At 63.5% G+C, this 26862-nt stretch carries 31 protein-coding genes and 3 pseudogenes; 21 read left to right on the forward strand and 13 right to left on the reverse strand.

The annotated features are described in order from the left end of the window. Positions 1-16: 16 nt before the first annotated feature. Both flgJ and PYV55_RS09015 read right to left on the reverse strand, forming a co-directional pair. Positions 17-931 carry a flagellar assembly peptidoglycan hydrolase FlgJ gene (flgJ, locus tag PYV55_RS09010; RefSeq protein ID WP_275850332.1) on the reverse strand — a complete coding sequence of 305 codons (915 nt, stop codon included), beginning with the start codon at positions 929-931 and terminating at the stop codon, positions 17-19. Then, positions 931-2058: a flagellar basal body P-ring protein FlgI gene (locus tag PYV55_RS09015; RefSeq protein WP_275850333.1), complete on the reverse strand. Its 1128-nt coding sequence runs from the start codon at positions 2056-2058 to the stop codon at positions 931-933. The genes flgJ and PYV55_RS09015 overlap by 1 nt, the downstream gene beginning before the upstream one ends. Positions 2059-2173: 115 nt before the next feature. Between PYV55_RS09015 and PYV55_RS09020 the strand changes: the two genes are divergently transcribed. Then, positions 2174-3454: a glutamate-5-semialdehyde dehydrogenase gene (locus PYV55_RS09020; RefSeq protein ID WP_275850334.1), complete on the forward strand. Its 1281-nt coding sequence runs from the start codon at positions 2174-2176 to the stop codon at positions 3452-3454. A gap of 319 nt (positions 3455-3773) precedes the next feature. On the opposite strand, the pseudogene PYV55_RS09025 reads toward PYV55_RS09020, so the two are convergent. The 4 genes and pseudogenes from PYV55_RS09025 to PYV55_RS09040 all read right to left on the reverse strand — a co-directional run. Continuing rightward, positions 3774-3881, reverse strand: a pseudogene (locus PYV55_RS09025) (transposase); the annotation flags it as partial. 312 nt (positions 3882-4193) lie between these two features. Beyond that, positions 4194-4763 carry a YceI family protein gene (locus PYV55_RS09030; protein ID WP_275850336.1) on the reverse strand — a complete coding sequence of 190 codons (570 nt, stop codon included), beginning with the start codon at positions 4761-4763 and terminating at the stop codon, positions 4194-4196. Positions 4764-4791: 28 nt separating this feature from the next. Beyond that, positions 4792-5364, reverse strand: coding sequence for a YceI family protein (locus tag PYV55_RS09035; protein WP_275850338.1), 573 nt, complete (start codon positions 5362-5364; stop codon positions 4792-4794). Between the two features lie 9 nt (positions 5365-5373). After that, positions 5374-5958, reverse strand: a complete 585-nt coding sequence (locus PYV55_RS09040) for a cytochrome b (RefSeq protein WP_275850340.1) — start codon at positions 5956-5958, stop codon at positions 5374-5376. Between the two features lie 70 nt (positions 5959-6028). Here PYV55_RS09040 and PYV55_RS09045 point away from each other — a divergent pair, with 70 nt between their 5' ends. Further along, positions 6029-7009, forward strand: coding sequence for a LysR substrate-binding domain-containing protein (locus PYV55_RS09045; protein WP_275850342.1), 981 nt, complete (start codon positions 6029-6031; stop codon positions 7007-7009). A 27-nt stretch (positions 7010-7036) separates the two neighbouring features. Then, a complete protein-coding gene (locus PYV55_RS09050) occupies positions 7037-8311 on the forward strand; it encodes an IS256 family transposase (RefSeq protein ID WP_275850344.1) in 1275 nt (424 codons plus the stop codon). Between the two features lie 89 nt (positions 8312-8400). On the opposite strand, the gene PYV55_RS09055 is transcribed toward PYV55_RS09050, so the two are convergent. Then, on the reverse strand, positions 8401-8559 hold the full coding sequence (locus tag PYV55_RS09055) for a hypothetical protein (protein ID WP_275850378.1): 159 nt from the start codon (positions 8557-8559) through the stop codon (positions 8401-8403). A 203-nt stretch (positions 8560-8762) separates the two neighbouring features. On the opposite strand from PYV55_RS09055, the gene PYV55_RS09060 reads away from it, so the two are divergent. After that, positions 8763-9746 carry a zinc-dependent alcohol dehydrogenase family protein gene (locus PYV55_RS09060; RefSeq protein ID WP_275850376.1) on the forward strand — a complete coding sequence of 328 codons (984 nt, stop codon included), beginning with the start codon at positions 8763-8765 and terminating at the stop codon, positions 9744-9746. A 55-nt stretch (positions 9747-9801) separates the two neighbouring features. Further along, a complete protein-coding gene (locus tag PYV55_RS09065; protein WP_275850346.1) occupies positions 9802-10497 on the forward strand; it encodes a dienelactone hydrolase family protein in 696 nt (231 codons plus the stop codon). A gap of 18 nt (positions 10498-10515) precedes the next feature. On the opposite strand, the gene PYV55_RS09070 is transcribed toward PYV55_RS09065, so the two are convergent. The 6 genes from PYV55_RS09070 to PYV55_RS09095 all read right to left on the reverse strand — a co-directional run bounded on the left by PYV55_RS09070 (position 10516) and on the right by PYV55_RS09095 (position 15974). Then, entirely contained in the window at positions 10516-11151 is a 636-nt protein-coding gene (locus PYV55_RS09070; RefSeq protein ID WP_275850377.1) for a phosphoribosyltransferase, read from the reverse strand. A gap of 154 nt (positions 11152-11305) precedes the next feature. Continuing rightward, a complete protein-coding gene (locus tag PYV55_RS09075) occupies positions 11306-11728 on the reverse strand; it encodes a universal stress protein (protein WP_275850348.1) in 423 nt (140 codons plus the stop codon). Positions 11729-11803: 75 nt separating this feature from the next. After that, positions 11804-12643, reverse strand: coding sequence for a metallophosphoesterase (locus tag PYV55_RS09080; RefSeq protein WP_275850350.1), 840 nt, complete (start codon positions 12641-12643; stop codon positions 11804-11806). A gap of 263 nt (positions 12644-12906) precedes the next feature. Continuing rightward, positions 12907-14772 (reverse strand): phosphoenolpyruvate carboxykinase (GTP), encoded by a 1866-nt coding sequence (locus PYV55_RS09085; protein WP_275850352.1) that lies wholly within the window; start codon positions 14770-14772, stop codon positions 12907-12909. 277 nt (positions 14773-15049) lie between these two features. Then, positions 15050-15754 (reverse strand): 7-cyano-7-deazaguanine synthase QueC, encoded by a 705-nt coding sequence (queC, locus tag PYV55_RS09090; RefSeq protein ID WP_275850354.1) that lies wholly within the window; start codon positions 15752-15754, stop codon positions 15050-15052. Positions 15755-15824: 70 nt separating this feature from the next. Beyond that, positions 15825-15974, reverse strand: coding sequence for a hypothetical protein (locus PYV55_RS09095; RefSeq protein ID WP_275850357.1), 150 nt, complete (start codon positions 15972-15974; stop codon positions 15825-15827). Positions 15975-16189: 215 nt separating this feature from the next. Between PYV55_RS09095 and rpmH the strand changes: the two genes are divergently transcribed. From rpmH to PYV55_RS09175, 16 genes and pseudogenes are all read left to right on the forward strand, one after another. Beyond that, positions 16190-16324 (forward strand): 50S ribosomal protein L34, encoded by a 135-nt coding sequence (gene rpmH / locus PYV55_RS09100; RefSeq protein ID WP_114484042.1) that lies wholly within the window; start codon positions 16190-16192, stop codon positions 16322-16324. Between the two features lie 75 nt (positions 16325-16399). Next, positions 16400-16879, forward strand: a complete 480-nt coding sequence (locus PYV55_RS09105; RefSeq protein WP_275850360.1) for a ribonuclease P protein component — start codon at positions 16400-16402, stop codon at positions 16877-16879. Further along, positions 16876-17168 (forward strand): annotated as a pseudogene (yidD, locus tag PYV55_RS09110) (membrane protein insertion efficiency factor YidD). Before PYV55_RS09105 ends, yidD begins: the two are co-directional and overlap by 4 nt. Further along, a complete protein-coding gene (gene yidC, locus PYV55_RS09115) occupies positions 17165-18889 on the forward strand; it encodes a membrane protein insertase YidC (protein WP_275850361.1) in 1725 nt (574 codons plus the stop codon). Before yidD ends, yidC begins: the two are co-directional and overlap by 4 nt. Positions 18890-18990: 101 nt before the next feature. Continuing rightward, positions 18991-20415 carry a tRNA uridine-5-carboxymethylaminomethyl(34) synthesis GTPase MnmE gene (mnmE, locus tag PYV55_RS09120; protein WP_275850362.1) on the forward strand — a complete coding sequence of 475 codons (1425 nt, stop codon included), beginning with the start codon at positions 18991-18993 and terminating at the stop codon, positions 20413-20415. Positions 20416-20764: 349 nt separating this feature from the next. Then, the gene (locus tag PYV55_RS09125; protein WP_275850363.1) at positions 20765-22075 is read left to right on the forward strand and encodes a tyrosine-type recombinase/integrase; all 1311 of its coding nucleotides are present in this window, start codon (positions 20765-20767) and stop codon (positions 22073-22075) included. A gap of 8 nt (positions 22076-22083) precedes the next feature. Then, positions 22084-22581 carry a hypothetical protein gene (locus tag PYV55_RS09130; RefSeq protein WP_275850365.1) on the forward strand — a complete coding sequence of 166 codons (498 nt, stop codon included), beginning with the start codon at positions 22084-22086 and terminating at the stop codon, positions 22579-22581. A 91-nt stretch (positions 22582-22672) separates the two neighbouring features. Continuing rightward, entirely contained in the window at positions 22673-22918 is a 246-nt protein-coding gene (locus PYV55_RS09135; protein ID WP_275850366.1) for a helix-turn-helix transcriptional regulator, read from the forward strand. A gap of 2 nt (positions 22919-22920) precedes the next feature. Beyond that, entirely contained in the window at positions 22921-23403 is a 483-nt protein-coding gene (locus PYV55_RS09140; RefSeq protein WP_275850367.1) for a helix-turn-helix domain-containing protein, read from the forward strand. Beyond that, on the forward strand, positions 23404-23991 hold the full coding sequence (locus tag PYV55_RS09145) for a hypothetical protein (RefSeq protein WP_275850368.1): 588 nt from the start codon (positions 23404-23406) through the stop codon (positions 23989-23991). 87 nt (positions 23992-24078) lie between these two features. Next, positions 24079-24744 (forward strand): hypothetical protein, encoded by a 666-nt coding sequence (locus PYV55_RS09150; RefSeq protein ID WP_275850369.1) that lies wholly within the window; start codon positions 24079-24081, stop codon positions 24742-24744. After that, positions 24741-25037: a hypothetical protein gene (locus PYV55_RS09155; RefSeq protein WP_275850370.1), complete on the forward strand. Its 297-nt coding sequence runs from the start codon at positions 24741-24743 to the stop codon at positions 25035-25037. The genes PYV55_RS09150 and PYV55_RS09155 overlap by 4 nt, the downstream gene beginning before the upstream one ends. 55 nt (positions 25038-25092) lie before the next feature. Beyond that, complete coding sequence (locus tag PYV55_RS09160) at positions 25093-25335, forward strand: hypothetical protein (RefSeq protein WP_275850371.1); 243 nt, start codon at positions 25093-25095, stop codon at positions 25333-25335. 10 nt (positions 25336-25345) lie between these two features. Next, complete coding sequence (locus tag PYV55_RS09165; protein WP_275850373.1) at positions 25346-25609, forward strand: hypothetical protein; 264 nt, start codon at positions 25346-25348, stop codon at positions 25607-25609. Positions 25610-25814: 205 nt separating this feature from the next. Beyond that, the gene (locus tag PYV55_RS09170) at positions 25815-25973 is read left to right on the forward strand and encodes a hypothetical protein (RefSeq protein WP_275850374.1); all 159 of its coding nucleotides are present in this window, start codon (positions 25815-25817) and stop codon (positions 25971-25973) included. 454 nt (positions 25974-26427) lie between these two features. After that, positions 26428-26862: pseudogene (locus tag PYV55_RS09175) on the forward strand (IS3-like element ISAzo10 family transposase); the annotation flags it as partial.

Here is a 26862-nt window from a genome sequence, read left to right on the forward strand (position 1 = left end):
GAATCGTCACCCACTTTCAGGAACGCTGCACGCCCTGCGCGCTGTGGATCGCGCTGCTGAGCTTGCGCGCGTAGGCGGGGTCGGTGGCGTAGCCGGCTTTCTGCAGCTCTGCCGCATAGGCCACGGCCGAGCCGACCTTGGCGCGCGCCGCGGCGTAGCGCGGGTTGTCGTTGATGAGCCGCGCGTAGTCGTGGAAGGCGTCTTCATACGAGTCGTAGGCGCGGAATTTGGCCACGACCTTGCGCGCCACGCCGCCTTCGTATTCGGTCGTCGTCACCGTGGCCACCTTGCCCGTCCAGCCCTTGCCAGCCTTGATGCCGAACAGGTTGTACGAGGGTGAGCCGTTGGCCTGGCGGATTTCGCTTTTGCCCCAACCCGTCTCGTGCCCGGCCTGGCCGAGCATGAAGTGCGCGGGGATGCCGCTTTCCTGCGCCACGCGCTCGGCCGCGGCGCGGTGGAATTGCACGAAGCCCTCACGCCCCGCCGGCGCAGCGGCGCCCGCGTTGGCACTGGCAGCGACAGCGCCCGCGCCCGCAAAGCGCGTGCGGCTTGCGGCCAGGCTCAGCGTCGAAGGCACGGACAGCGCGGTGTCGCCGCTGCCACCCCCCATTTGCTGCGAAAGCTGGCGCACGATGGCGTCCGAAAGGCCACCGGGCTGGCCCGCCATCTGCACCGAGAGCTGCTGGTCGAGCAGGTCGGCGCCCAGATTGCCCTGCGGGCCGTCGAGCAGGCCGGACTTCATGGTCGCCTCGCGCATGCTCTTGATGAGCTCGCGCATGAACAGCGACTCGAACTGCTTGGCCGCCGCGCGCACGGCCTGCGGGTCGTTGCTGCTCGCTGCGTATTTGAGTGCATTCAGCGAGCGCGCGTCGGCAGCCAGCGTATTCGCCGTGCCGGCGCTCAGGCTTGCAGGGGCCGAGGGCAGCGACATCAGATCACCTCCAACTCTGCATTGAGCGCCCCCGCCGCCTTGATGGCCTGCAGAATCGCAAGCAAGTCCTGCGGCGTGGCGCCCAGCGTGTTGAGCGCGCGCACCACGTCGGCAAGCTGGGGCGAGGGTGGCACCTGGATGACGCGGCCGGGCTCCTGGTTGATCTGGATGTTGCTCTTTTGCGCCACCACGGTCTGCCCTTGCGCGAACGCATTGGGCTGGCTGATCACGGGCGTCGAGCTGATGGTGATCGACAGGTTGCCGTGCGCGATCGCGCAGGGGCCCAGCGTCACGGCCTGGTTCAGCACCACCGAGCCCGTGCGCGCGTTGATCACCACCTTGGCCGCGGGCGTCGGTGCCTGCAGTTCCAGGTCTTCGAGGTCGGCAATGAAATTCACGCGCGCAGCCGGGTCTAGCGGTGCGCGCACCTGCACCGTGCGGCCGTCGAGCGCACGCGCCAGGCCTGCGCCCAGGCGCGCGTTGATGACCTCGGCGACGCGGCGCGCGGTCTGGAAGTCCGAGGCGTCGAGCCCGAGCTGGATGGTGTCGCCCTCGTTGAGCGGCGTGGGCACGCTGCGCTCGACCTGCGCGCCTTGCGGGATGCGCCCCGCGCTCAGGTGGTTGATCTGCACCTTGCTGCCGCCCGCAGCAGCGCCCGCGCCGCCCACCACCAGGTTGCCCTGCGCGAGCGCGTAAATTTCGCCATCCGCGCCGCGCAAGGGCGTGGCAATCAGCGTGCCGCCCTTGAGCGACTTGGCGTTGCCCATCGAGGACACGACCACGTCTATGGTCTGCCCCGGCTGGGCGAACGCGGGCAGCTGCGCCGTCACGATCACCGCGGCCACGTTCTTGAACTGCAACTGCGAGGCCATGGACGCCGGCAGCGTGATGCCCAGCTGCTGCAGATAGTTCGACACGCTCTGCGTGGTGATCGGCATCTGCGTGGTCTGGTCGCCCGTGCCGTCCAGCCCCACGACGATGCCGTAGCCCGTGAGCTGGTTGCTGCGCACGCCCTGCACGGCCGCCACCTCCTTGATGCGCAGCGCCAGCGCGGGCCAGGCCGTACCCGCAAGCACCAGGGCCAGCAGCAGACCGCGCCACAGAGAAAGAGCAGACAAGGCTTTCATGCCCCCGATTGTGGGCACCTGCGCGTACGCCGCAAGCCCCAAAAAGCACCATGAAAACCGGCCAATTGCAATATTGGTGTGCGCGGCAGGCGCAGCGCTGGGGCAAAATCCGCCCATGAACGCCACCGACATCGTGCACTACACGCAAACCCTGGGTTTGCAAGCAAAAACGGCCTCAGCCCTTATGGCAAGTGCGTCAGCAGCTATCAAAAACAAAGCGTTGACGGCACTTGCCCAATTGCTGCGCACGCACAGCGCCGCGCTGCAGACCGACAACGCGCAAGACCTCGAGCGCGCGCGCGCCGCGGGTCTGGCGGCGCCGCTGGTGGACCGGCTCAAGCTCACGCCCGCCACCATCGAAACCTGCGCGCAGGGCTGCGAACAGCTGGCCGCCATGTCCGACATCGTCGGCGAGGTGCTTGAGCTGCGCCAGCAGCCCAGCGGCATCCGCGTGGGCCGCATGCGCGTGCCCATAGGCGTGTTTGGCATGATTTACGAAAGCCGCCCGAACGTGACCATAGAGGCCGCGAGCCTGTCGATCAAAAGCGGCAACGCCTGCATCCTGCGCGGCGGCTCCGAGGCCATCCATTCGAACCAGGCGCTCGCGCGCCTCGTGCAGCAGGCGCTCACCGAGGCCGGCCTGCCGCCCGAGGCCGTGCAGCTCGTGCAGACCACCGACCGCGAAGTCGTGGGCCAGCTCATCGCGATGCCGCAGTACGTCGATGTGATCATCCCGCGCGGCGGCAAGGGCCTGATCGAGCGCATCAGCGCCGGCGCCAAGGTGCCCGTGATCAAGCACCTCGACGGCAACTGCCACACCTACGTCGATGACCCGTGCGACCTAGCCATGGCCGTCAAAATCGCCGACAACGCCAAGACGCAGAAATACAGCCCTTGCAACGCCACCGAAAGCCTGCTCGTGGCGCGCAGCGTGGCGGCGGCGTTCTTGCCGCGCATAGGCGCCATCTACGCGCAAAAAGGCGTGGAAATGCGCGCCTGCCCCGAGAGCCTCGCACTGCTCGCGCCCGTGCCCGGCGCGCGCGTGGTGCCCGCGACCGAGCAGGACTGGTTCGAGGAATACCTCGCGCCCATCGTCAGCGTGAAGGTTGTGGCCGACGTGGAAGAAGCCATCGCGCACATCAACCACTATTCGAGCCACCACACCGACGCCATCGTCACGAGCCACCACATGCATGCGCAGCGCTTTTTGCGCGCCGTCGATTCGTCCAGCGTCATGGTGAACGCCAGCACGCGCTTTGCCGACGGCTTCGAATACGGTCTGGGGGCTGAAATCGGCATCAGCACCGATAAATTCCACGCCCGCGGCCCCGTCGGGATCGAGGGGTTGACCTCGCTCAAATGGGTGGTGCTGGGCGAGGGCGAGGTGCGGGGCTGAAAAGCGGGTGACGCAGTGGCGCCGCAGTGGCGTCTTGGTGCGGTTCGCGCTATATGGCGCTAGTGCAGTGTTCGACGCTATCTGCGACATAAAACCGCGTCTTTCCGGCCCGGGCCGCGTTGCAAATCCTCGCGATACCACCCGGTATCGCTGCGGTTTGCGCCTTGCCCAGACCAAAAATCCATCGGTTTTATTTGTCGCATCAAGCATCNAACTAGCAGCCTGTCGGACTTGAGCCGACAAACGGGGCGAATTCGAGCTGAAATTGGCTGAAATTGCTGTTTTTGAGCGAAAAACGCACTTTCCCCCCTGTTTTCCCCTACGCAAGACGCAATACGGCCAGGCGCTTCAAATTCCACGCCAGGCAAACCAGCGTCCACTCGCCCGCGACCTGCTCCAAACCGCGCAGTGAGAACTGGCGAAGCCCAGCACAGATAAGCCGACTCAAGGCGCAGATCGGGCTGCAGGAGAGCATGCGTGAAAGTGGTATCCAGCAGCCCGACACCCACATCAGCCCGCCGCCGCTGGGGCAGGCGGGCTACGGGCTACGCCCTGCGCCCGCCTGCCCCAGCGGTTGAGCACTTTCCCTACTTCCCCCTCCCCCTGTGCTCACAGGTCAGGGGGACATTTCTATTTGGCTCAGAAGGGGACATTTCTACTTTGCGTTGACATTGCTGTAACTGCCTACGATGGTCCGTGCCGCCAGTTCAGGCGCACATCGCTCAGACCCCGTGGGTACTCATTCAGCGATTGCCTCGACCGGGATCGTCAGGGTGACTTCATCGCTGACATAAGGCGCGTACTTGCCCATGTTGAAGTCGGAGCGCTTCACCACGGTGGTCGCATTGGCGCCACAGGCATCTTTCTTTACCATCGGGTGTGGCATGCACTTGAACGAGCTCACCTTCAGCGTCACTGGTTTGGTGATGCCCTTGATCGTCAGGTTACCCTTCACCGCAACCAGCTTGTCGCCTTTGAACTTCACACTGTCGGACTTGAAGGTGATGGTGGGGTACTTCTCGGTGTTGAAGAAGTCCTCGTCTTGAAGATGGCCTGTGAACACGGGATAGCCGGTGTCGACCGACTTGGCGTCAATCTCGATGTCGACCGTACCCGTTTTCGCCTCGCGGTCCAGAACGATCTTGCCGCTCACCTTGTCGAAGCGTGAGAGCTGGGTCGAATAGCCGAAGTGGCTGTATTCAAAGCGCGGCATGGTGTGGGTAGGGTCTATGGTGTAGGTGACCGGGGCTGCCAGCGCAGCGGCTCCTAGGGCCGACAGGATGGCGAGGGTGATGACTTGTTTGCGCATGGGAAACTCCTTCTGAGTGGTTGAGGGATTAGTTTTTTGCCGGCGCGGACGTGGCGACAATGTGGAAACGAATCTGCACCTCGTTGGCGATGGTGCTGAGGTCGGCCCAGGCGCCTTCGCCAATGGCGTAGTCGAGGCGCCGGATGTTGAAGACGCCATCGAAGGCCGTTTTGTTGCCGCTTGGCGTGACAGTGAAAGGTACGACCACGTCGCGCGCACGGCCCTTGATCGTCAGTTTGCCCGTCGCCTCGTAGTGATTGCCGCCCAGGGCGCGCACCGCACTGGACACAAAGGTGGCACTTGGGTAGACCTTGGCATTGAACCAGTCCTTGTCCAATACCGCGTCGTTGGCTTCCGGCGAGCCCGCATCGATGCTCGCCAGGTCAATGCTGATCCGGGTGTTCGCTGCCGCGGGCTTGCTGGGGTCGAAGCTGAGATGTGCCGCGAAATGCTTGAAGCGGCCATCCATGTTTACGCCCATCTGCTTGTATGCGAATGCGATGGCGCTTTGCGCAACCTGCACCTCGCTTTGCTCAGTGGCCCGTGCGGAAGCTGTGGCGAGCAACAATGTTGCCGCGATGGCGAGGGGTAAGGTTTTCATGGCGGACTTCTATTTACCGAAGGGCGACATGCGTGAGAGCGTCGCATCACGATCGAGGATGTGGTGTTTCAGGGCTGCGGCCACATGCAGCGCAAGCAGGCTCAGCAGGCCGATGTTGAGGGCTTTGTGCAGGTGTTCCAGTTCCACGCCCAGTTCGCGATTTTTTCCGACCAGGTCGGGCAGTGGCAGGATGCCCAGATAGACCACTGAAAAACCCTTGGCCGAACTCATCAGCCAGCCAGACAGCGGTACAGCCAGTAGCAAAAAGTAGAGCAGGCCGTGGGTGACGTGTGCCATGCGCTGCTGCCAGGCCGGCGCAGGCAGAGCGGCTGGCGGTGTGTGCCGAATGCGCACGACAAGACGGACAACAAAAGCGAGCAGCGCGGTAACGCCGATCCACTTGTGATAAGAAAACAACCGCAGCTTGTACGGTGATAGCGGCAGCTCGTGCATATACACGCCCAGAGGCAGGGCCGCTGCGATCAGTCCAGCGCTCAACCAATGCAGCCAGATCGCCGGCAGCGCGTAGCGTGCGGATACGCTCCTCGCCGCCGGCTCCAGAGGCGGCAGGTAATTTTTGCTGCGTGTGGACATGGCGACACTGTATGCATGGCGCCGATGTTTGCGGCCCCTTCGCTTTCACGGCATCATTCAAATTATTTGAATGAATTTCGCCATCATGAGCCAGTGGAAAGCCTCTGCACGGGACGTCCTCACCCCCGACGCGCTAGGGATGCTGCAGCGGATTGCCGATAGCGGCAGCTTCGCAGCGGCTGCACGCGCAAGCAGCATGGTCCCTAGCGCGCTGACCTATCGAGTGCGCCAAATCGAAGAGGCGCTCGACGTCTTGCTGTTCGATCGCAGTTCCAGGCAGGCGCGACTCACAGAGGCTGGGCGGGAGCTCGTCATCGAAGGAAATCGGCTGCTCAGCGAGATTGACAGTCTCGCGAACCGTGTCCAGCGCATAGCGACGGGCTGGGAGCCGCAATTGACGTTGGCCGTTGACGGCATCATTGACCGCACGACCTTGCTGGAACTATGCGAATCTTTTTTCGCGCTCAACTCGCCGACCAGGTTGCGCATTCGGGAGGAAACGCTGTCGGGGACGCTCGTCGCATTGACTTCGGGACTGACGGACCTGGCATTGGGCGTGGTCGCCGAGGCGGCGATCCCGGGCATACAGATGCGGCCCCTCGGTGTTCAGCGCTTCGTTTTCGTGGTCGCGCCGCATCATCCCTTGGCAAAGACGCCAGAGCCGCTTGGCGACCAGACCATTTTTCAGCACAGAATCGTGGCAGTCGCAGATTCGGTGCAACGTGGCAGTGGAATGACCGTTGGCATTCTCGAAGGCCAGGATGTGTTTACCGTGCCCAACCTGCAAGCCAAGGTGGAAGCACAGTTGCGTGGCTTGGGTTGTGGTTTTCTCCCGGAAGGATTGGCCTTGCCCTGGATTGAAACCGGCAAGTTGATCGCTAAGCGAGTAGAAAGGACAGAGCGCCAGCTGCCAGTGAACTATGCTTGGATCAATGTAGCCAAAGGTGCCCAAGGGCGTGCGCTGCAGTGGTGGCTGGAGCAACTGCGGCATCACACTACGCGGCAATCGTTGATGCGCCCCCGGTCGAGCCTGTCAGAAACTTTGTGTTGAGGCATAACATGTCGAGAAGGAGCACGAATGCCACACAAGACGAAGACAGCCGCTGAGGCGGACAAGACGGCGCAGCCGCAAATTCCATCGGAGTTGCTCGAGCAACTCGTGAGCGGGCCGATGACGGCCGGGCAAGTCCAGGGCCTGTTTGATCAGTTCAAGAAGGCGGTACTGGAACGCGCGCTCAGCGCTGAGATGAGTCACCACCTGGGCTATGCCCCCGGCCAGACCAAGCCTGAAGGGGTGAGCAATCACCGCAACGGCAAGAGCGCCAAAACCGTGCTCACAGATGCTGGGCCCCTGCGCATCGACGTTCCTCGCGACCGCGAGGCCAGCTTCGAGCCGCAGATCATCGGCAAGCACGAGCGGCGCCTGGCCGGCTTTGACGACAAGATCATCGCCATGTACGCACGCGGCATGACGGTACGCGAGATTCAGGCTTTTTTGCTCGAGATGTACTCGGTAGAGGTCTCGCCAGACCTCATCAGCCGGGTCACCGAGGAGGTGATGAGCGAGGTGACGGCCTGGCAGACACGTCCGCTGGAGTCCATGTATCCGGTGGTGTTTTTCGATGCGCTGCGCGTGAAGATCCGCGAGGACGCCGTGGTGCGCTCCAAGGCCGTGTACCTGGCGCTCGGGGTGCTGCCAGACGGCACGCGCGACATCCTGGGTATCTGGATCGAGAACACCGAGGGTGCCAAGTTCTGGATGAAGGTCTTCAACGAGCTCAAAACGCGGGGGGTGCAAGATATCCTGATTGCCGTGACAGACGGGCTCAAAGGCATGCCTGAGGCGTTGGCCGCAGTGCTGCCGGCCACGACGCTGCAAACGTGCATCGTGCACTTGATCCGCAACAGCCTGGACTTTGCCTCCTGGAAGGATCGCAAGGCGCTGGCTGCGGCCATCAAGCCTATTTATACGGCGGTGAACGCCGAGGCCGCCCAGGCCGAGCTGGAGGCGTTTGCAGCCGGCCCGTGGGGTCAGAAGTTCCCGACCGTCGTGAGCGCCTGGCGCAGGGCCTGGGAGCGGGTCATTCCTTTCTTTGCCTTCCCGCCCGAAGTGCGGCGCGTGATCTATACGACCAACGCCATCGAGAGTGTGAATGCGCGGCTGCGCAAGATCATCAAAACGCGCGGCCACTTCCCCAGTGACGAAGCGGCCACCAAGTTGATCTGGCTGGCGCTTCGCAACATCACCAAGGATTGGGGCAAAGTTGTGCACAACTGGAAAGCCGCGATGAATCAATTCGCGATCCTCTACGAAGATCGGTTCACGCGACCGGCGCAAAATGCAGCACATTGAAAGGTTGGCAGCCAGGCGCACAATGAGCACACCAGGAAGGCACCAGCGGCGGCCTGTAAAAGCGTAATTGAGTAACTGATTCACCCGCTTCACACACAAAAATCCTGACACTCCCCAGCGCCGCTCACATCTAGGCGGTCGACCACTTCGACGATGAATCTGGCCAGGTGGTCTTGCGGGAGCCATTCATCCAGCGAGGGTGGCAGCAGGTACCCAGTCTGGCGGTCAACACTTTGGAAGCGGCTCATCTGTCGGTAGGGTTGGGTGACAATGCCCAGATTATCCCAGCTGGGCTGCTTAAGTCCGACAGGCTGCTAGCAGCCATTTTGACGTAAATATGACTCCCGCCACAGGATTCAGCATATCCACCTCCCACGTCAACATGCAAGAATGGGCAACGCCTTCTCGCCCGCCTGTTCTGGAGGATCGCCCCGTGACGCTACCGACATCCATGCGCGCCATGCTGCTCGAGCGCCCGGGCACGCCGCTGCGCCTCACGCAGTTGCCCGTGCCCCACCCGGCCGAGGGCCAGATCCTGCTCGCCGTGCAGGCTTGCGGCGTGTGCCGCACCGACTTGCACCTGGTCGATGGCGAACTGCCAGACCCGGTGCTGCCCATGGTGCCCGGCCACGAGATCGTCGGCACGGTGGCGGCGCTCGGGCACGGCGTACAAGGCTTGCATATAGGCCAGCGCGTGGGCGTGCCCTGGCTAGGCTGGACCTGCGGCCACTGCCGCTATTGCCGGCGCGGGCAGGAGAACCTGTGCGAACGGGCGTGCTTCACCGGCTACCAGTTGCCCGGCGGCTACGCCGAGTACACGCTGGCCGACGCGCGCTACTGCTTCGCGCTGCCCGAGGCGCCCGCACCCGAGCACCTCGCGCCACTGCTGTGCGCGGGCCTGATCGGCTACCGTGCGCTGCGCCTCGCAGGCGACGCGCAGCGCGTAGGCTTGTACGGCTTTGGCGCGGCGGCGCACATCATCGCGCAAGTGGCCCGCGCGCAAGGACGCGAAGTGTTCGCGCTCACGCGCCCAGGCGACACCGCGAGCCAGGAATTCGCGCGCAGCCTGGGCGCGGTGTGGGCCGGCGGTTCGGACGAAACGCCGCCCGAGCTGCTCGACGCCGCGCTGATCTTCGCCCCCGCGGGGCCGCTCGTGCCCACGGCGCTGCAGCATGTGGACAAGGGCTGCTGTGTGGTCTGCGCAGGCATCCACATGAGCGACATCCCGAGCTTTCCCTACGCCTGGCTCTGGGGCGAGCGCCAGCTGCGCTCGGTGGCCAACCTCACGCGCCGCGACGGCGCGGAATTTTTCGAGCTCGCCGCACGCACGCCGCTGCGCACCGAAGTGCACTGCTTCGCGCTGGAGCAAGCCAACGAGGCGCTCGAGCAGCTGCGCCGTGGTGCCTTCCAGGGCGCGGCGGTGCTGCGCACCTGATGCATGCACCTGAAGCACATCTCCGAGGCCCGAGGGATCGACAAGGGGGACTTCCATGACGAAACCATCGCCCAATGCACCCGGCGGCAGCCGCGCTGGAGGCTCACTCGAGCAACTGGTGCATGTCCCGGCGGGCACCGCTGCCATCGAAGGCGCGCTGGCGCTGCCTGACGCAGCGGCCGGCCTCGTGCTGTTTGCCCACGGCAGCGGCAGCAGCCGGCACAGCCCGCGCAACAACTACGTGGCCCGCGTGCTGCGGGAGCGGGGCCTGGGAACGCTGCTGCTCGACCTGCTCACGCCCGCAGAAGACCAGGACGTGCGCACCCGCTTCGACATCCCGCTGCTCACCGAGCGCCTGCTCGCAGCCACGCGCGGGGTGCGCGCGCAGCCCGCCACGCAAGCCTTGCCCGTGGGCTATTTTGGCGCGAGCACGGGCGCTGCCGCGGCCTTGATGGCAGCGGCAGCGCTCGACCCGCAGGTGCAGGCTGTGGTCTCGCGCGGCGGCCGCCCCGACCTCGCGGGACATGCGCAGCTCGCACGGCTGCAGTGCCCCGTACTGCTGCTGGTGGGCGGACGCGACGAAGAAGTGCTCGCGCTGAACCGCCTGGCCGCGGCACAGATGCGTTGCCCACACGAGATCGTCGTCATCCCCGGGGCCACCCATTTGTTCGAGGAACCGGGCACGCTCGAAGCCGTCGCGCAGTGCGCGGCCGACTGGTTCGTGCGCTATCTCACGCGCTCTGCGACCTGAATTTTTCCAGTGGCCGGCTCAGCGTGCGTGCCGCTCGCGCAGCAGCGCGACCACTTCATCGTCCTCGACCTGCGGGAACTGCTCGTAAAACTGCCCCACGGCTTGGAAATCAGGCGGCGCCTGCAGGCAGACCACCTCGTCGGCGAGCGTGCGCACCTTTTCGAGCGCCTCGCGCGACGCCACCGGGACGGCGCAGACCAGACGCTGCGGCTTGCGCGCACGCAGGCCATGCAAGGCCGACACCATGGTCGCCCCCGTGGCCAGCCCGTCATCGACCACGATCACGATACGCCCTGCCGGGTCTATGGGCGGGTGGATCGGCGTGTAGCACGCGCGGCGGGCCGCGATCGTTTCGAGCTGGCGCTGCTTTTCTGCGGCGATGTAATCCTTGTCGGCACCGACTTCTGCGGCGTCAGGCGCGAGGTAGGTCCAGCCGCTTTCATCGATGGAGCCGATCGCGAGTTCCGGCTGGTAGGGTGCGCGCAGCTTGCGCACCAGCACCACGTCGAGCTCGCCAGCCAGCGCTTGCGCGAGCGCCTTACCCATGGGAACGGCGCCGCGCGGGATCGCGAGGATCAAAGGTTTTTTGCCGCGGAAGTGCGCGAGGCGCACCGCGAGCTGGTGCGCGGCGTCGAGGCGGTCTTTGAAAATCATCACGGGTGCGCTCCTTGCCGCGGTGCGGGCGGGGCAGGCAGGTATGGCGAACTCGTTTACACCCACGACTTACGCAAATCGGGCTGAGGCAAGGCGCTCGCCGCATGGCAAAACACTTTGCTGCATCTTTGTTTGCGTAAGTCCAGACACCTTCTCAGCGCACGAGCAGCACCGGCACCTTGCAGTGCGCGAGCACCGCCGTGGCCACCGAGCCCATGACCAAGGTGGCCAGCGCGCCATGGCCGTGCGAGCCCATCACGAGCAGGTCGAACTTGCCGCCGTCGGCTTCCTTGGCGATGGTTTCGCCGATCGGCCCGACCTTGACGCGGCGCTCGGCCTGCACGCCGTGGCGCGCCAAGAACTTGCACACCGGCGCGAGGATTTTCTCGGCCTCATCGGCGTAGTACTGATCGACCACCGCCTTGCCCAGCGCGGCGCGCGCGCGCGGCGGCAGCTGCGGCTGCACCGTGAGCACGGTGTATTCGTTCGCGCTGGACAACCAATGCTCGTGCGTGACCAGGTAGGCCAGCATTTTTTTGGTGTAAGCGCTGCCATCGACGGCAAGCAGAATTTTCATGGGGCGTTCTCCATCATTGGGAAAAAGAAAAGAAGCGCGCCAGCATGTTGGTCGTTTTTTCTACGCGCCCGCCCATCATAAAGTGAGCACGCACTGCGGCCGGAACTGCGCCTGCTCGCCTTTTTGCGCGTAACCGAGCGGATTGGCGGCGACGCGGCAGTTCCAGGGCGCGCTTGCTTCGGTGTGGCCACTCGCGACGTAGTCGCTGGGCGCGTGCAGGTGGCCGTGCAGCCACAGCTGCGCCTGCGGCAGCAAGGCGTCGAGCGCATTGCAAAAGCCCGCCGTGCCCGGCGTGAGTCCATAGCGCGGATCGGCGCTGCGCAGGCTGGGTGCGAAATGCGTGACCACGACCGTGGGCCCGGCAAAAGGCTGTGCGAGCGCGCTGCGCAGCCAGGCCTGGCACTCGAGCGCCTGCGCGCGCACGGCTTCGGCGAGAAAAGGGCTGCCCGCGCGCGTCGTGCCGGTTTTGCGCAAATAAAAATCGGCGGCACGAAAGGCTTTTTCGCGCTGTTTGAGCAAGTGCGCGAGCGCATGGCCCGCGGCTTTGCCGGCGGGCAGCGTGGCGAGCGCATCAAAGTCGCTCCACAGTGTGGTGCCTATGAAGCGCACCCCGCCCAACACCACGGTCTCGCGTTCGAGCCAGACGAGCCCCAACTGCGCGCAGCTGCGGCGCAGGCGCTCGTGCGCGGCGTCGAAATCCTGCGCGTCGTACTCGTGGTTGCCCGGCGCGAACAGCACGGGCACGGGCCAGTTGGCAAAGCGTTCGAGCCCGAAGTGCTCACCGAGGAGCGCCGAGCCGCTTTGGTACGAGCCGATGTCGCCCGCGAGCACGAGCACATCGGCGTGCGGCGCGGGCTCAGGGATGAACTGCGGATGGACCTCGAGGTGCAGGTCTGAGAGCAGCTGGATGCGCATCGGCGCGCGCCCTCTTTTTATGAAAAATGCCTCTCAAGGCAATACCAGCGTGAGCTAGTGTAGTGTTTGATGCTTGATGCGACAAATAAAACCGATGGATTTTTGGTCTGGGCAAGGCGCAAACCGCAGCGATACCGGGTGGTATCGCGAGGATTTGCAACGCGGCCCGGGCCGAAAAAACGCGGTTTTATGTCGCAGATAGCGTCGAACACTACACTAACAGCTACATTTATAGAAGCAAAGCGACGCTGGCAACGCACGCCTCAGGCCGCGGCCAGGTGCTGCTCCATCGCCGCTTTGGTGGCGAGCAGCTCCTTGGGCAGATGGTAAGCCAGCATGCCGAACAATTCGGCGTGCAGCTTGAACTCCTCGGTCCAAGCAGCCTTGTCGATGTGCGTGACGGCCTCGAACTGTGCGGGCGTGAAGTCTAGGCCCTGCCAGTTGATCTCGGCGTACTGCGGCGCGATGCCGAACATGGTCTCATGCCCCTGCCCGCGGCCTTCGATGCGGTCGATCATCCACTTGAGCACGCGCATGTTCTCGCCGTAGCCGGGCCAGACGAACTGGCCTTCGGCATTTTTGCGGAACCAGTTGACGCAGAAAATGTTGGGCAGCGTGTGGCCCATGCGCTCGAGCTTGTGCTCCATGTCCAGCCAGTGCTGGAAGTAGTCGCTCATGTTGTAGCCGCAAAACGGCAGCATCGCAAATGGGTCGCGGCGCACCACGCCCTGCGCGCCGAACGCGGCGGCGGTGGTCTCCGAGCCCATGGTCGCGGCCATGTAGACGCCCTCCATCCAGTTGCGCGCCTCGGTCACGAGCGGCACCGTGGTCGAGCGGCGCCCGCCGAAAATGAAGGCGTCGATCGGCACGCCAGCAGGGTCGTCCCACTGCGGGTCGAGCGCGGGGTTGTTGGTCGCGGCGACTGTGAAGCGCGAGTTCGGGTGCGCAGCCTTGCGGCCGGCCTTGCCGTCCTCGGGCGTCCAGTCCTTGCCTTGCCAGTCGAGCAGGTGCGCAGGCAATGCACCCGTGTCTTTTTCGAGCCCCTCCCACCACACGTCGCCGTCGTCGGTCAAGGCCACGTTGGTGAAGATCACGTCCTGGTGCAGGCTGGCCAGGCAGTTGGGGTTGGTGAGGTGATTGGTGCCCGGCGCGACGCCGAAGTAACCGGCCTCGGGGTTGATCGCGTACATCTTGCCGTCGGCGTGCGGCTTGATCCAGGCGATGTCGTCACCGATGGTGGTGACCTTCCAGCCTTGGAAGGCCGGCGGCGGCACGAGCATCGAAAAATTGGTCTTGCCACAGGCGCTCGGGAAGGCCGCGGCGACGTGGTACTTCTTGCCCTCCGGGCTGGTCACGCCCAGGATCAGCATGTGCTCGGCGAGCCAACCCTGGTCGCGCCCCATGACCGAGGCGATGCGCAGCGCCAGGCATTTCTTGCCCAGCAGCGCATTGCCGCCGTAGCCCGAGCCATACGACCAGATTTCGCGCGTTTCGGGGTAGTGCACGATGTATTTGGTCGTGGGGTTGCAGGGCCAGGGCTTGTCTTGCTCACCTGGCTGCAGCGGCGCGCCCACGGTGTGCATGCAGGGCACGAAGTCACCCTCGACACCGAGCACGTCATACACGGCGCGGCCCATGCGCGTCATGAGGCGCTGGTTCACGGCCACGTAGGCGCTGTCGGTCAGCTCGACACCGATATGCGCGATGTGCGAGCCCAGCGGCCCCATGCTGAACGGCACCACGTACATGGTGCGCCCGCGCATGCAGCCGTCGAACAGCGGCTGCAGGGTGGCGCGCATCTCGGTCGGGGTCATCCAGTTGTTGGTCGGGCCCGCGTCTTCCTTCTTTTCGGAGCAGATGAAGGTGCGGTCTTCGACGCGCGCCACGTCCGACGGGTCGGACCACGCTAGGTAGCTGCGCGGGCGTTTGGCGGGGTTGAGCTTTTTGAAGGTGCCGGCATCGACGAGCTGCTGGCACAGGCGGTCGTACTCTTCTTGCGAGCCGTCGCACCAAAAGACGCGGTCTGGCTTGCACAAGGCGACCATATCGGCCACCCAGGCGAGCAGGCGCGGGTGCTTGACGTAATCCGGGGCGTTGATCTCGAGGCCCTGCAGGGCGGGTGCATTCATGGGGAGCTTCCTTCCTTCAAAACGGTTTTCAAAGGAAGCGCCCCATCAGGGCATCATGCGCAGGGGCGCGGCGACGAAAGCGGGGCGCTGCCTTTGAAAACGGCTCGAATCCGTTACGGGCAGTCGGCGGGCGGATACGGGCTACGGCCTTGGGTCATCAAAGCGATGGCACAAGGGGCCGGGCTTTCCACGGGTCGGCTGGGGGAGACGATTTTATGAAGCACGCGCGCGGTTTTTCAGCGGCCTTCTGCGATTTGCATGCAAAATTTGCATAAACTCATGCAGCCCGTTCGCGCCAACGCTCATAACCCGCCTGCCGCAGCGCACAGGCCGGACAGTGGCCGCAGCCGTAGCCCCAGGCATGCCGCACTCCCCGCTCTCCCAGGTAACAGGTGTGCGTGTGCTCGATCACGATGTTCACCAGCGCCTGCCCGCCCAGAATGTGCGCGAACTCCCAGGTCTGCACCTTATCGCGCCACATCAGCGGCGTCTCGAAAGTGAAGTGCTGGCCCATGCCCAGCGACACGGCCACCTGCAGCGCCTTGATGGTGTCGTCGCGGCAATCGGGGTAGCCCGAATAATCCGTTTCGCACATACCGCCCACGAGCGTGTGCAGCCCGCGCCGGTAGCCCAAAGCCGCCGCGAGCTGAAAAAACAGCAGGTTGCGGCCCGGCACGAAGGTGTTGGGCAGGCCCGCAGCATCCATCTGAATTGCCACGTCGCGGGTGAGCGCCGTGTCGCTGATGCGCCCCAGCACCGACAGGTCGATCACATGGTCCTGACCCAAGCGCTCGCCCCAGGCGGGGAATTGCGTCCGCAATGCACCCAGCACCTGCACACGCGCCTGCATCTCCACATGGTGCCGCTGCCCGTAGTCGAAGCCCACGGTCTCCACCAGCGCAAAGCGCTCGAGCGCCCAGGCCAGACAGATCGTGGAGTCCTGTCCGCCCGAAAAAAGCACCAGTGCATGTCCTGCTCGCATGGGAATCTCCTTGGCACACAAACGAAAAAGCCCCGCAGAGCGGGGCCACGAGGGGATCGAGCAAACCCGATCAAGCCATGCTGACGGCGATGAAGGCCAGCAGAAACATCAGGAGCGCACCCACGATGGGCAGGACGACAGGCGCCACCGAAGTCACTTCCTCGACAGGGTCTGCGGCTTCATTGCCGGAATGCTGGACGGTGCTGGAATGGCTGGACATCGCAAGGCTCCCCAAAATGCTGAAAATTGGTTTGATTCTAGCAAGCCCATGGCAGAGGGCGTTTCGGCGCAGTTCTCCTCCCACTTTTCAGCGCCTTTGCGCGTACAACGGGCGTCCAACGCAGCGGCATACCCTTTGGGCCGACAGAATCATTGCCAGGAATGGGGCAGCCTGCGATAATCGCCGGTTTTCCTGAGTACGAAGGGACCCAAGCCATGAAACGCACCTACCAACCCTCCAAAACCCGCCGCGCCCGCACCCACGGTTTTCTCGTGCGCATGAAGACACGCAGCGGCCGCGCCATCATCAATGCGCGCCGTGCCAAGGGCCGCAAACGCCTGGCTGTCTGAAGCACGCATGCGGCTGGCTTGACCGGGCTGTGGCGGTGACACTTTTTGACTGAAACCGCGACGCGGTGCGCCTGCATGCAGCGGCTTCAGAACCGCGCACAGTTTCAGGCCGTCTTGGCGGCAGGTACCGTGGCGCGCACGACGCATTTTGCGTTGCACGCTTTGATCTGGCCCGCGCCCACCGCGGTCCCGGCCAACCAGTCTAGCGAGCCCCGTGCCCGCCCCCTGTTTCCTACCAGCGGCATGTGGCTTGGTGCCATGGTGCCCAAGCGCTGGGCCCGCCGGGCCGTCACGCGCAACACCATCAAACGCCAGATTTATGCCCTGGCCCCGCAGTACGAAACCCGCCTGCCGTGCGCGGCGTATGTGGTGCGCCTGCGTTCTACATTCGATCGCAAACAATTCGTCAGCGCCACTTCCGAGCCGCTGCGCCAGGCCGTGCGCGCCGAATTGGAGCTGCTGTTCCGCCAGGCGGCGCGCCGAGCCGCTACGGTTACGCCCATACCCGCGGCGCGCGGATTGTCCAAGCCCCAGGCGCCGGAGGTGATGCCATGATGCGTGCACTGCTCATGGGACTGGTCAAAGGCTATCGGCTGCTGCTGAGTCCCTGGCTGGGTTCGGCCTGCCGCTTCGAGCCCAGTTGCTCGGCCTATGCGCTGCAGGCCCTCGAGCGTCACGGCGCCGCGACGGGCAGCTATCTCACACTGCGCAGGCTGGCACGCTGCCAACCCTGGTGCTCCGGCGGTCATGACCCGGTGCCGCAAGAATTGCCGCGTACCATGCGGCTTTTTTCGCGCCTGCGTCCGCCCGGCCCCCACCATCCTCACCAACAAAATCCTCATGAGTGACATCCGCCGCACCATCCTTTGGGTGATTTTTGGCTTTTCCATGGTTTTGCTGTGGGACAAGTGGCAAATACACAACGGCAAGCCCGCCACCTTCTTCCCCTCGGCCACGCCCGCCGCCGCACCCGAGCCTCAGCGCGGCGCGAATGCTGGCCCGTCCGCAGGTCATGGCAGCGTGCCGTCCGCGTCCTCCCAGGCTGCAGCGCCCGGGACCGTGCCAGGAGCTGCGCCCGTGCCCACGCAGGGCACCGAGCCGCAGGTACACGAGCGCGTCACCGTGGACACCGACGTTTATCGCTTGCAGTTCGATAGCGAAGGCGGCACGCTGATATTCGCCGAACTGCGCAAATATGCCGACACGGCAGACAAGGCCAAGGGCTTCGTGCTGTTTGATCAGAGCCCCACGCGCGTCTATCTGCCACAAAGCGGGTTGATAGGCGGTGCGGGCGCAGGTGGCTTGCCCACACACAAGACGCCCATGAAGCTGATGCCCGGCCCACGCACGCTGCAGGACGGCCAGAACACGCTGAGCATCCGTTTCGAGTCGCCCGACCTCGGCGGCATCAAACTGGTCAAGACCTGGACACTGAAGCGCGGTGCCTACGACATGGTGGTGCGGCATGAGGTGGTCAACACCGGCAGCACCCCGGTCGCGCCGCAGCTGTATCTGCAGCTCGTGCGCGATGGCAACAAGCCGCCGGGAGAGTCGTCCTTTTACTCGACCTTCACGGGGCCGGCGATCTACACCGAGGCCAAGAAGTACCACAAAATCGAGTTCAAAGACATCGAGGCCGGCAAGATCGACATCGACAAGTCCGCCACCAATGGCTATGTGGCGATGGTGCAGCATTACTTCGCTTCAGCCTGGCTGCTGCCCCAAGGTGCGCAGCGCGAATTTTTTGTGCGCAAGGTGGACAGCAACCTTTATTCCGTGGGCATGCTCGCACCGCTGGGCACGATCGCTCCCGGGGCGAGCCAAGCCGTCGAGGCGCGCCTGTTTGCCGGCCCGGAAATCGAAAAAACCCTCGAAGCGCTCACGCCTGGTCTGGAGCTGGTCAAGGACTATGGCTGGCTCACCATTCTTGCCAAGCCGCTGTATTGGCTGCTCGACCACCTGCACAAGCTGCTCGGCAACTGGGGTTGGGCCATCGTGGCGCTGGTGGTGCTGCTCAAGCTCGCGTTTTACTGGCTCAACGCCAAGGCCTACGCGAGCATGGCCAAGATGAAGGCCATCAACCCCAAGATCATGGAGATGCGCGAGCGCCTCAAGGACAATCCGCGGCAGTTGCAAACCGAGATGATGCGCATCTACCGCGAGGAGAAAGTCAATCCGCTCGGCGGCTGCCTGCCCATCGTGATCCAGATTCCGGTGTTTATCGCGCTGTATTGGGTGCTGCTGTCGAGCGTGGAAATGCGCAACGCACCCTGGATCGGCTGGATCCAGGACCTTTCCTCGCCCGATCCGTACTTCATCCTGCCGCTGCTCATGACGGCGAGCTCGCTGCTGCAAACGGCCCTGAATCCCGCGCCGCCCGATCCGGTGCAGGCCAAGATGATGTGGTTCATGCCGCTGATTTTCAGCGTGATGTTCTTCTTCTTCCCCTCGGGCCTGGTGCTCTACTGGCTCACAAACAACCTCCTGTCGATCGCGCAGCAGTGGCTCATCAACCACCGCATGGGTGTGCCTTTGCGCCTGAACCTGCCCAAATTCAAAGGATGAATTGACGGGCGTCCCATTGCGAAGGCCGCTTTGCGCGGCCTTTTTCTTCTGCGCGCGTCCCTCCCTCTCGCTCCTTCTGCCCGCGTCACTACACTGCCCCCATGCTTGCACGCCACGCCGACCCCATCGTCGCCATTGCCACGGCGCCCGGCCGCGGGGCTGTGGGGATCGTGCGCGTGTCGGGCAAGCAGCTGGGAGGCCTTGCGCAAGCGCTGTGCGGTCGCAGCCTGCGCCCGCGCGAAGCCACCTACCTGCCCTTTCTGGACGCCCGCGGTGAGGCCATAGACCAGGGCCTCGCGCTTTTTTTTCCTGCACCGCACAGCTACACCGGCGAAGACGTGCTGGAATTGCAGGCGCACGGCGGCCCCGTGGTGTTGCAGTTGCTGCTCGCGCGCTGCCTGGAAGCGGCCGCAGAACCCGATCAGACGGCTCACGCGCCGCGTCTTCCGGCTCTGCGTCTGGCACAGCCGGGCGAATTCACCGAGCGCGCCTTTCTCAACGGCAAAATCGACCTGGCGCAAGCCGAGGCCGTGGCAGACCTGATCGATGCCAGCACCGAGGCCGCAGCGCGCAGCGCGAGCCGCTCGTTGAGCGGGGCGCTATCGCACGAGGTACAGCTGCTGCGCGACGCGCTGATTCAGCTGCGCATGCTGGTCGAGGCCACACTCGACTTTCCTGAAGAAGAAATCGACTTTTTGCGCAGCACGGATGCGCGTGGACAGCTACAACGATTGCAGCAACGACTGGCGCAAGTGATGCAACGCACGCAGCAGGGCGCGCTGCTGCGCGAGGGCATCAAGGTCGTGATCGCGGGGCAGCCGAATGCCGGCAAGAGCTCGCTGCTCAATGCGCTCGCGGGCGCTGAGCTGGCCATCGTCACGCCGATCGCCGGCACCACGCGCGACCGCGTGCAGCAGACCATCCAGATCGAAGGCGTGCCGCTGCACGTGATCGACACCGCGGGCCTGCGCGAAAGCAGCGACGAGGTCGAGCGCATAGGCATCGCGCGCGCCTGGGAGGCCATCAGCACCGCGGATGCCGTGCTCTTTCTGCACGATCTGACGCGCGCCGACGAACCCAGCTACCGCGCGGCTGACGCCGCCATAGAAAACGCCCTGGCGCAACGCCTGCCGGCGCGCGTGCCCCTCATCGACGTCTGGAACAAAAGCGATTGCGCGCCCACGGCGCACCCTGCACAAATTGCCCCTGACCGCCCCGCCATCGCGCTTTCGGCACGCACCGGGCAAGGGCTGGACGCGCTGCGCCGCACGCTGCTGCAGGTGGCAGGCTGGCAGGCTGCGCCAGAGGGCGTCTACATCGCCCGCGCCCGCCACGTGCAAGCCCTGCAAGCAGTGCAAAACCACTTGCAACAGGCCAACGCGCTGCTCGATGCACCCGATCTGCCGCTGGACCTGCTGGCCGAAGAGCTGCGCCTGGCGCAAAACGCGCTGAACACCATCACGGGCGAGTTTTCCTCGGACGACCTGCTGGGCGTGATTTTTTCGCGGTTTTGCATAGGAAAATAGCGAGGCATCCGAAGCGATCCCCAAAAACCTGCGTTTCCCTCTGTAAGCCCGCGTCACTGCGGGCTTTTTTGTTTGATGCTGGCTTGAGTGTTCCGGGTCAATCCGCATAGAATTGTGCCCATGGTTGTGCCCATGGCCGGGTTTATGGAAACCACCATGGGCACACTTTGTGCCCTAGCCCCCATTTTTGAGGGTCAAAAAGTGGGTTTTCCATGGGCACAAATCGGGGGCGCGATCCTCTGGAAGCCGCACCAAATAAGGCTTTCTGGCGTTTGTGCCCATGGATGCTGCTGTGCCCATGGTCAAACCGACTGTCATGGGCACACAAACGCTGGAAGGCGCATGAATCATGGCTTTGACGGATACCGCACTGCGGAAGCTGAAAAATAGCGAAACGGGCCAGAAGGCCGATGAAGGCGGGCTGTTCTTGGATGTGATGCCCGGAGGCGCGAAAGTGTGGCGCATGCGCTACCGTCTGGCGGGCAAGCAAGAAAAGATCACGCTTGGGGACTATCCAACCTACTCCCTGGCCGAAGCGAGAAGCTGGCGCGATGACTGCAAAGCCCTGGTCGGGCGTGGCTTGTCCCCCATGTGCCTGAAGCGCGGCGACCCGATCCCCGACGATGCCCAACCCGCCACAAAGGAACTGGCGCACCTGTTCATCCGAGAGTGGTGTCTGAAGGCAAGGGAGAAGGTGAAGGCCAAGGAAGAAGCAAGGAAGGCCGGGGACACCGTGGAGGCGTTTGGGGCTGTCTGGTATGCCGAAGTGGTGGAGCCTGCAAACACCAACCCGCGCAACATCAAACGGGTTTTGGAGAAGGACGTTTACCCGGCCATCGGTGCAAAGCAACTGGCCGAGGTAACAGTCACTGACATTCTGGCGATCACTGACAAGGTGAAGGCGCGTGGGGCCGATCAAATGGCCCTGCAAACCCGCAACGTGCTGAAGCGATTTTTTGCCTACGCCATTGCCCGGCAAAAGACCCAATTCAATCCCGCCGCCGCCATCGAGGGCCGGTTCATTGCCCAGGCCCGGAGCCGTGACGTAGCACTGACCCCCGATGAAATTGGAAAGCTGCTGCGGGCTATCTACCAATCAAGCATGAAGCGAGCGCACAAGCTGGCGCTGCACCTGCTGATCCTGTGCATGGTGCGAAAGTCCGAACTGATCGAGGCCAAGTGGTCAGAGCTTGACCTTGAAAACGGCGAGTGGGCCATCCCTGGCGAGCGCATGAAAAAGGACAAGCCGCACCTTGTCCCGCTGTCACGGCAAGCCGTGGCGATGTTTGAAGAACTGAAGGGGCTTGCAAGCGGGTCAGAGTGGGTTTTCCCGAGCCGTTGGGACTTGGATCAACCCATTGCCAAAAGCACTTTGAATGTCGCTGTCCGGGCGCTGGCCGTGGAGGTGCGCGACTTTGTGATCCACGATTTTCGGCGCACCGCGTCAACGCACTTGCACGAGGCCGGTTTCAATTCGGACTGGATCGAGAAGGCGCTTGCCCACGAAGCGAAAGGCATCCGGGGCATCTACAACCGGGCGCAATACCTGGATCAACGGCGCGACATGCTGCAATGGTGGGCTGACTTTGTGGACAGTCAAATCGAAGAAGGCCGCAAGGTAGTGATCGGGCGCTTTGGCAAGGCGTTTCTCGCCGCGTGAGGTGAAGCATGGCGAAGAACGACCGCGCCAAGACCGCCGCAAAGCGGCTGCAACTGCGCCGGGCACTGATCGACCCGCGCCACGACGAAAGCGCGGCTGAGAATGCATACCGAATGCTGGTGGGCATCCCTGATGCAACCCCTGCATCGTTTGCTGAAACGCCGCGCCGCACCGTGAGATTGAATCAGGCCGGGAAGCGCGGCCCAAAAACTGACCCTGAAGCGGCACAAGTAGCCGCTGAAAAGAAGTTTCTCGATTCGCTGCTGAACATTGACCGCCTGTCACGACTACCCAGGCTGCGAGAGGGCAGGGGCAATGCACTGGATGTGTTTGTGAAGCGAGAGGCTGAAAGGCTGAAGGCCGAAGGTTTGCCACCTTCAGAGCGTGTCCGTGCGATCCAGATAAAGATCGAAAGCGATCAAGAACTGCGAGGCAAACGGGGAACCGTATCCCGTAGCGCAATCGTCAACTCGCTTAAGCGCCAAGGGCTTTGGTGGGGCAAATAGCGGGAGATGAAACTGACGTTTTGATCTGCGATAGGCCGCGAAACTCTGAGTCATGCCGGTATGTCCCGGTGAATGCTTCGGAGTAACGAGCATGGCCGAAAAATCCCGAACTGCGCTGACCATCCTACGGCGCAAGCAAGTGGAGGCCCGCACCGGGCTTTCCCGATCCACCATCTATTCCCGCCTGAAGCCCAATCCCAAGCGGCCCGGCGACTTTGATCCGACGTTCCCCAAGCCTGTCCCTTTGGGAGCAAAGTCTGTCGGGTGGGTGGAATCTGAAATCGAAGCCTGGCTATCGGCGCAAGTTGAGCGAAGCCGTGGCAAGCATGGGGGTTAATCATGAGGACTACCCCCGCCACAAAAGGAAAGGGCCGCGCTGCGAACGCGGCCCAGACCAAAACCAAACACCTGTTGAGTGTCGCGGTCAATTCTGGCCGCAAGCTGCACCCCGCACAAGTGGCCGCGCCTGGATCACGTGCTGCTGTCGCTGCGATGCAACGCAAACGCGATCAAGAGGCCAGACTGAATGCCCCGCTTGAGGTGACACCGCCTGAGCGCCGCGCCCGACTGCAAAAAATCCTGCGCGACATGCGCGGTAACGATGCTGACACCCAGGCCCGCCGCGTATTGCTGGCGCTGGAAGGCGGGCCATGCACAAGCCTGGAGCTTCGTAAGTATCTGGACTGCATTCAGGTGAGCACAAGGGTTCATGAGCTTCGCCAACGCGGGTTTGAAATTGAAACCGTGTGGGTGCGACAAACCACGGACGCGGGAAAGCTGCATCGGGTGGGCCTGTACGTGCTGCGGGTGAGGGCGCGATGAATGGGCCGCGACAAGAAACGCGGGATTGCTGTCCGGGGCGCATGGCAACCCGTGTCGCTTGCATTCCTGCGATCCCGCGCATGCGCCCAACTGTCACCGCACGCTGCAAAGCTGCTGCTGGACTTGTTGGGCATGTTGGGCACCAATGCATCCCGCAATGGCGATCTGTCGCTGGCACCTTCAATCATGCGGGTGCGTGGCTGGTCAGGCCGAACTTCGCTGGAAGCCGCGACAAGGGAGCTTGTCGAGGCCAATCTTTTGATCCAGACCCGACAAGGCGGGCGCAAGGATTGCAGTCTGTGGGCTGTGACCCTGTACCCGCTGGACTGCGACCTGAAGAAGATAGAAGTCCGGCCCGGCTGCTACCTGACAACCGACTACGCCGGGGCAAATGGTGTGCTGGAAGCGCCGCCAACTGCCGACCGGCCCGCTGTCTGGCGAAGGGCCAGAAAAAACACTTTGGCATGCCCCGCCACGGGACAAACCCCGCCCGAACTGTCCCGCCACGGGACAAACCGGAGCGAGGCAACGGGCAAGAAAGGGGGCTTTGTACCGCCATGGGACAAAACCCCCCAAAAGCCGCCTTGACTTTGTACCGCCACGGGGCACCTATCTAGATAAGCCATCTCCCATGCAATCCCCAACCATCCCATGAACCATTGAAAGGACTGAACCATGACGACGAAATCCAAGGCCATCGAGCAACTGGCCGCAATCAAAACCGAACGCGACCGCCTGAGCGCCGAAGCCCAGGCCATCAATGCCAAGGCTGACGCCTTGCGCGATCAACTGGCCGAACTGGAAGCCGCTGCAACTGGTGACGCTGAAGCCGTCGCCGCTGCAACTACTGCGCTGGCCGCTGCGCTTGAAGCTGGTGACCGTGAAGCCATCGAGAGCGCCCGAAATCGGGCCGCTGCTGCGTCAAAAGCCGAAGCGAAGGCCAACGCACGCGAAACCGAAATAAAGGCGCTGCGGGCCGCTATTGCTGGACTGCATGACAAGGCCCGCCCCATTGGGCAACGCATGATGGAGCTTGCCGACCATGAAAAGGCGCTGATCGGGCAACGCTTGGACGAAGTGGCCGCCGATGTTGGGCAACGCTACCGGGCAAAGATGGGAGAGCTTGCCGTGATCGTGGCCGAGGCCCAGGCGCTGGCCGTGACTGCCATCAAGATCGACCGACCCGGAAACTATGCCCCGCCGCCCTATGCCATGCCTTCGCTGGTGGGCGAAAGTATTTGCGAGAGTGGCCGCGTGGCGATTGAACTAGCCCCGATGCGTGACAAGGCCATTTCCGCGCTGGTGGAGAGCTTGCACGCTGAAGGCTTCGCCGGGGTGTGAGCGTGAAGAAGGGCCGCGCTATTGCCGTAGTCCATGACCCGCAAGGCCAAGAGCCAAGCGGGTTTTTGGCCGACCCCCCTACCCTTCGCCGCAGTCGGGCGACCCTTCGCACGCTGGATGATGTGGCCGTAGAACTTGCCCGGCTGTATCGCCGGGCTGAGCGAGGCCAGATTCATACCGCCGATGCGAGCCGCCTGGCCTACATCCTGACCAGTTTGGGCAAAGTGATCGAGGCCAGTGTGATCGAGGCGCGGCTGACTGCATTGGAGGCCATAGCCGATGCGAAGCCGTGACCGCCTGGCCCGACTTGAAGCCCGCTTTCTGCAAAGCCCCCAACAAGGGCCATCAATGGGGCAAGCCAAGGAAGAAGCCTTCACCCGCTTGCTGCTGGCGCTGCGTGCTGCCCTGACCTGCAACGGGGCAAACCACGAAAGCGCCATTGCCGGGCTGTTCGAGCGCATGAAAGGACATGCCATGACCGCCGCCGATGCTGCTGCACTGTCGAGCCTTCGCGCCGATGACCTGGCGACCATGGGCATGACCACTGCCGAACTGGTCAACCTGCTGCATGACCTGCATTGCCAGTATTGAAAGACCCGCCATGAGCTTGATTACCCGACTGTCCAAGCTGGAAGCCCGCTTGCGGGCCATGCCCGCCCGATACCCGGCCCCTGCGCTGGTGGGCTATGTGAGCGCCGATGGTGAGCCGGTGGAAGCCTTCGCTATTGCCCAACTGTCCAACTGTTGGCCGCTGACTGTCGAGCGTGAGTGGCTGCGTGTCGCTGGTGAACCAATGGAAGCCTTCGCCGCCCGCGTGATCGAGGAAGCCCCGCCCGGTGCGCTGCTGGTGGAGGTTACGAAGTGAACGACAAGAAGCGCCCCGCACCGTCATTCACGCGGGCGACCCATCCGAAGCCCGACCCATTCCCGCCCGGGGCCACTGTGCCCCTATTCGCCGCCTGGCATCCCGAAGCCCTGGCCGTGGCCGCATTGCTTAACATGCGTGGCCGGGGTGAGCGTTACCTGATGGGCCGCAAGCCCGAAGCCCCGACCAACTGACGCGAGCGACCATGAGCGACCAGACCGGCGACGATGCTGCCGAGCTTGAGGCGTTTCTTTCCAAGGCACTGCTGGCCTACCGCTTGAGCGATCCCGAGGGCCGCGCCGAACTGCTGCAACTGATGCTGTTGGCCCGGCTGCGATTGGAGAGCGCACGCGATCCAGAATGATGAAGTCGAAAAAGTGTGCCCATGTTTGTGCCCATGGCTGAGGGCCGATCAACGTAAGTTGTTGTCACGCTTGGCATGCGGAATAGAAGTCATGTTCTGCATAGGAAAATAATAAGCCTTCCGGCGCAGTCCGAAGCCTTCCACAAAAACACCCGTAAGCCCGCGTAAATGCGGGCTTTTTGTTACTAAGCAATAAATAAAATTAGTTCACAAATCCACATTCAGGATGCCTAAAGAATCCGCGAATAATTTCCGGCAACTCCTTCAACCTCTCAAGCGCCTCTCTCAGCATCTTGCGCATATCGTATTTGTCGCGCGGAAATTGCTTGACAACGCGTTCCTTGACATTTTTCCATACCTGTTCGTCAGGGTTGAGTTGTGGCGAACCCCCCACGTCAGAATAGTTGTCGCCTCCATAGAACCAGAACCCCGGGGGCGGCGATGAAGGACAGAAGTGGCTCGATACGGACAAGTATTCAAAGACAAAGCGGTGGCGCGGTTGTTGCCACCGGAGAGCGCGGCGGTGGAAGTCGTGGCGCGTGAGATTGGAATTGGGGTAGGCACGCTGCAGCGCTGGCGCGAGGATGTGCAGTCCATGCCCGCCCTCGGGCGGGCATGGACTGCGCGCGCCCGATTGGAAGCCGTGATCACCACGGCGGCGCTGGACGAAGCCAGCAAGAATGCCTGGTGCCGCCAGCACGGCGTGTACCCCGCCGAGTTGGACAAGTGGCACGCCAGCGCGACCGCTGCGCTGGCTGAACCCGAGCAGGCCCGTGCCAGCCCGCAGGCCACGCGAGCCGACAAAAAACGCATCAAGGAACTCGAACGCGACCTGCTGCGCAAGGAGCGCGCCCTGGCCGAGACCGCCGCCTTGCTGGTCTTGTCAAAA

This window comes from Extensimonas soli (genome assembly GCF_029211265.1).
Classification (GTDB): Bacteria; Pseudomonadota; Gammaproteobacteria; order Burkholderiales; family Burkholderiaceae_C; genus Extensimonas; species Extensimonas soli.

Coding starts and splice junctions, on each gene's coding strand:
- flgJ (WP_275850332.1), bottom strand. CDS start 931: ATGTCGCTGCCCTCGGCCCCTGCAAGCCTGAGCGCCGGCACGGCGAAT.
- PYV55_RS09015 (WP_275850333.1), bottom strand. CDS start 2,058: ATGAAAGCCTTGTCTGCTCTTTCTCTGTGGCGCGGTCTGCTGCTGGCC.
- PYV55_RS09020 (WP_275850334.1), top strand. CDS start 2,174: ATGAACGCCACCGACATCGTGCACTACACGCAAACCCTGGGTTTGCAA.
- PYV55_RS09030 (WP_275850336.1), bottom strand. CDS start 4,763: ATGCGCAAACAAGTCATCACCCTCGCCATCCTGTCGGCCCTAGGAGCC.
- PYV55_RS09035 (WP_275850338.1), bottom strand. CDS start 5,364: ATGAAAACCTTACCCCTCGCCATCGCGGCAACATTGTTGCTCGCCACA.
- PYV55_RS09040 (WP_275850340.1), bottom strand. CDS start 5,958: ATGTCCACACGCAGCAAAAATTACCTGCCGCCTCTGGAGCCGGCGGCG.
- PYV55_RS09045 (WP_275850342.1), top strand. CDS start 6,029: ATGAATTTCGCCATCATGAGCCAGTGGAAAGCCTCTGCACGGGACGTC.
- PYV55_RS09050 (WP_275850344.1), top strand. CDS start 7,037: ATGCCACACAAGACGAAGACAGCCGCTGAGGCGGACAAGACGGCGCAG.
- PYV55_RS09055 (WP_275850378.1), bottom strand. CDS start 8,559: ATGAGCCGCTTCCAAAGTGTTGACCGCCAGACTGGGTACCTGCTGCCA.
- PYV55_RS09060 (WP_275850376.1), top strand. CDS start 8,763: ATGCGCGCCATGCTGCTCGAGCGCCCGGGCACGCCGCTGCGCCTCACG.
- PYV55_RS09065 (WP_275850346.1), top strand. CDS start 9,802: ATGACGAAACCATCGCCCAATGCACCCGGCGGCAGCCGCGCTGGAGGC.
- PYV55_RS09070 (WP_275850377.1), bottom strand. CDS start 11,151: ATGATTTTCAAAGACCGCCTCGACGCCGCGCACCAGCTCGCGGTGCGC.
- PYV55_RS09075 (WP_275850348.1), bottom strand. CDS start 11,728: ATGAAAATTCTGCTTGCCGTCGATGGCAGCGCTTACACCAAAAAAATG.
- PYV55_RS09080 (WP_275850350.1), bottom strand. CDS start 12,643: ATGCGCATCCAGCTGCTCTCAGACCTGCACCTCGAGGTCCATCCGCAG.
- PYV55_RS09085 (WP_275850352.1), bottom strand. CDS start 14,772: ATGAATGCACCCGCCCTGCAGGGCCTCGAGATCAACGCCCCGGATTAC.
- queC (WP_275850354.1), bottom strand. CDS start 15,754: ATGCGAGCAGGACATGCACTGGTGCTTTTTTCGGGCGGACAGGACTCC.
- PYV55_RS09095 (WP_275850357.1), bottom strand. CDS start 15,974: ATGTCCAGCCATTCCAGCACCGTCCAGCATTCCGGCAATGAAGCCGCA.
- rpmH (WP_114484042.1), top strand. CDS start 16,190: ATGAAACGCACCTACCAACCCTCCAAAACCCGCCGCGCCCGCACCCAC.
- PYV55_RS09105 (WP_275850360.1), top strand. CDS start 16,400: ATGCAGCGGCTTCAGAACCGCGCACAGTTTCAGGCCGTCTTGGCGGCA.
- yidC (WP_275850361.1), top strand. CDS start 17,165: ATGAGTGACATCCGCCGCACCATCCTTTGGGTGATTTTTGGCTTTTCC.
- mnmE (WP_275850362.1), top strand. CDS start 18,991: ATGCTTGCACGCCACGCCGACCCCATCGTCGCCATTGCCACGGCGCCC.
- PYV55_RS09125 (WP_275850363.1), top strand. CDS start 20,765: ATGGCTTTGACGGATACCGCACTGCGGAAGCTGAAAAATAGCGAAACG.
- PYV55_RS09130 (WP_275850365.1), top strand. CDS start 22,084: ATGGCGAAGAACGACCGCGCCAAGACCGCCGCAAAGCGGCTGCAACTG.
- PYV55_RS09135 (WP_275850366.1), top strand. CDS start 22,673: ATGGCCGAAAAATCCCGAACTGCGCTGACCATCCTACGGCGCAAGCAA.
- PYV55_RS09140 (WP_275850367.1), top strand. CDS start 22,921: ATGAGGACTACCCCCGCCACAAAAGGAAAGGGCCGCGCTGCGAACGCG.
- PYV55_RS09145 (WP_275850368.1), top strand. CDS start 23,404: ATGGGCCGCGACAAGAAACGCGGGATTGCTGTCCGGGGCGCATGGCAA.
- PYV55_RS09150 (WP_275850369.1), top strand. CDS start 24,079: ATGACGACGAAATCCAAGGCCATCGAGCAACTGGCCGCAATCAAAACC.
- PYV55_RS09160 (WP_275850371.1), top strand. CDS start 25,093: ATGGGGCAAGCCAAGGAAGAAGCCTTCACCCGCTTGCTGCTGGCGCTG.
- PYV55_RS09165 (WP_275850373.1), top strand. CDS start 25,346: ATGAGCTTGATTACCCGACTGTCCAAGCTGGAAGCCCGCTTGCGGGCC.
- PYV55_RS09170 (WP_275850374.1), top strand. CDS start 25,815: ATGAGCGACCAGACCGGCGACGATGCTGCCGAGCTTGAGGCGTTTCTT.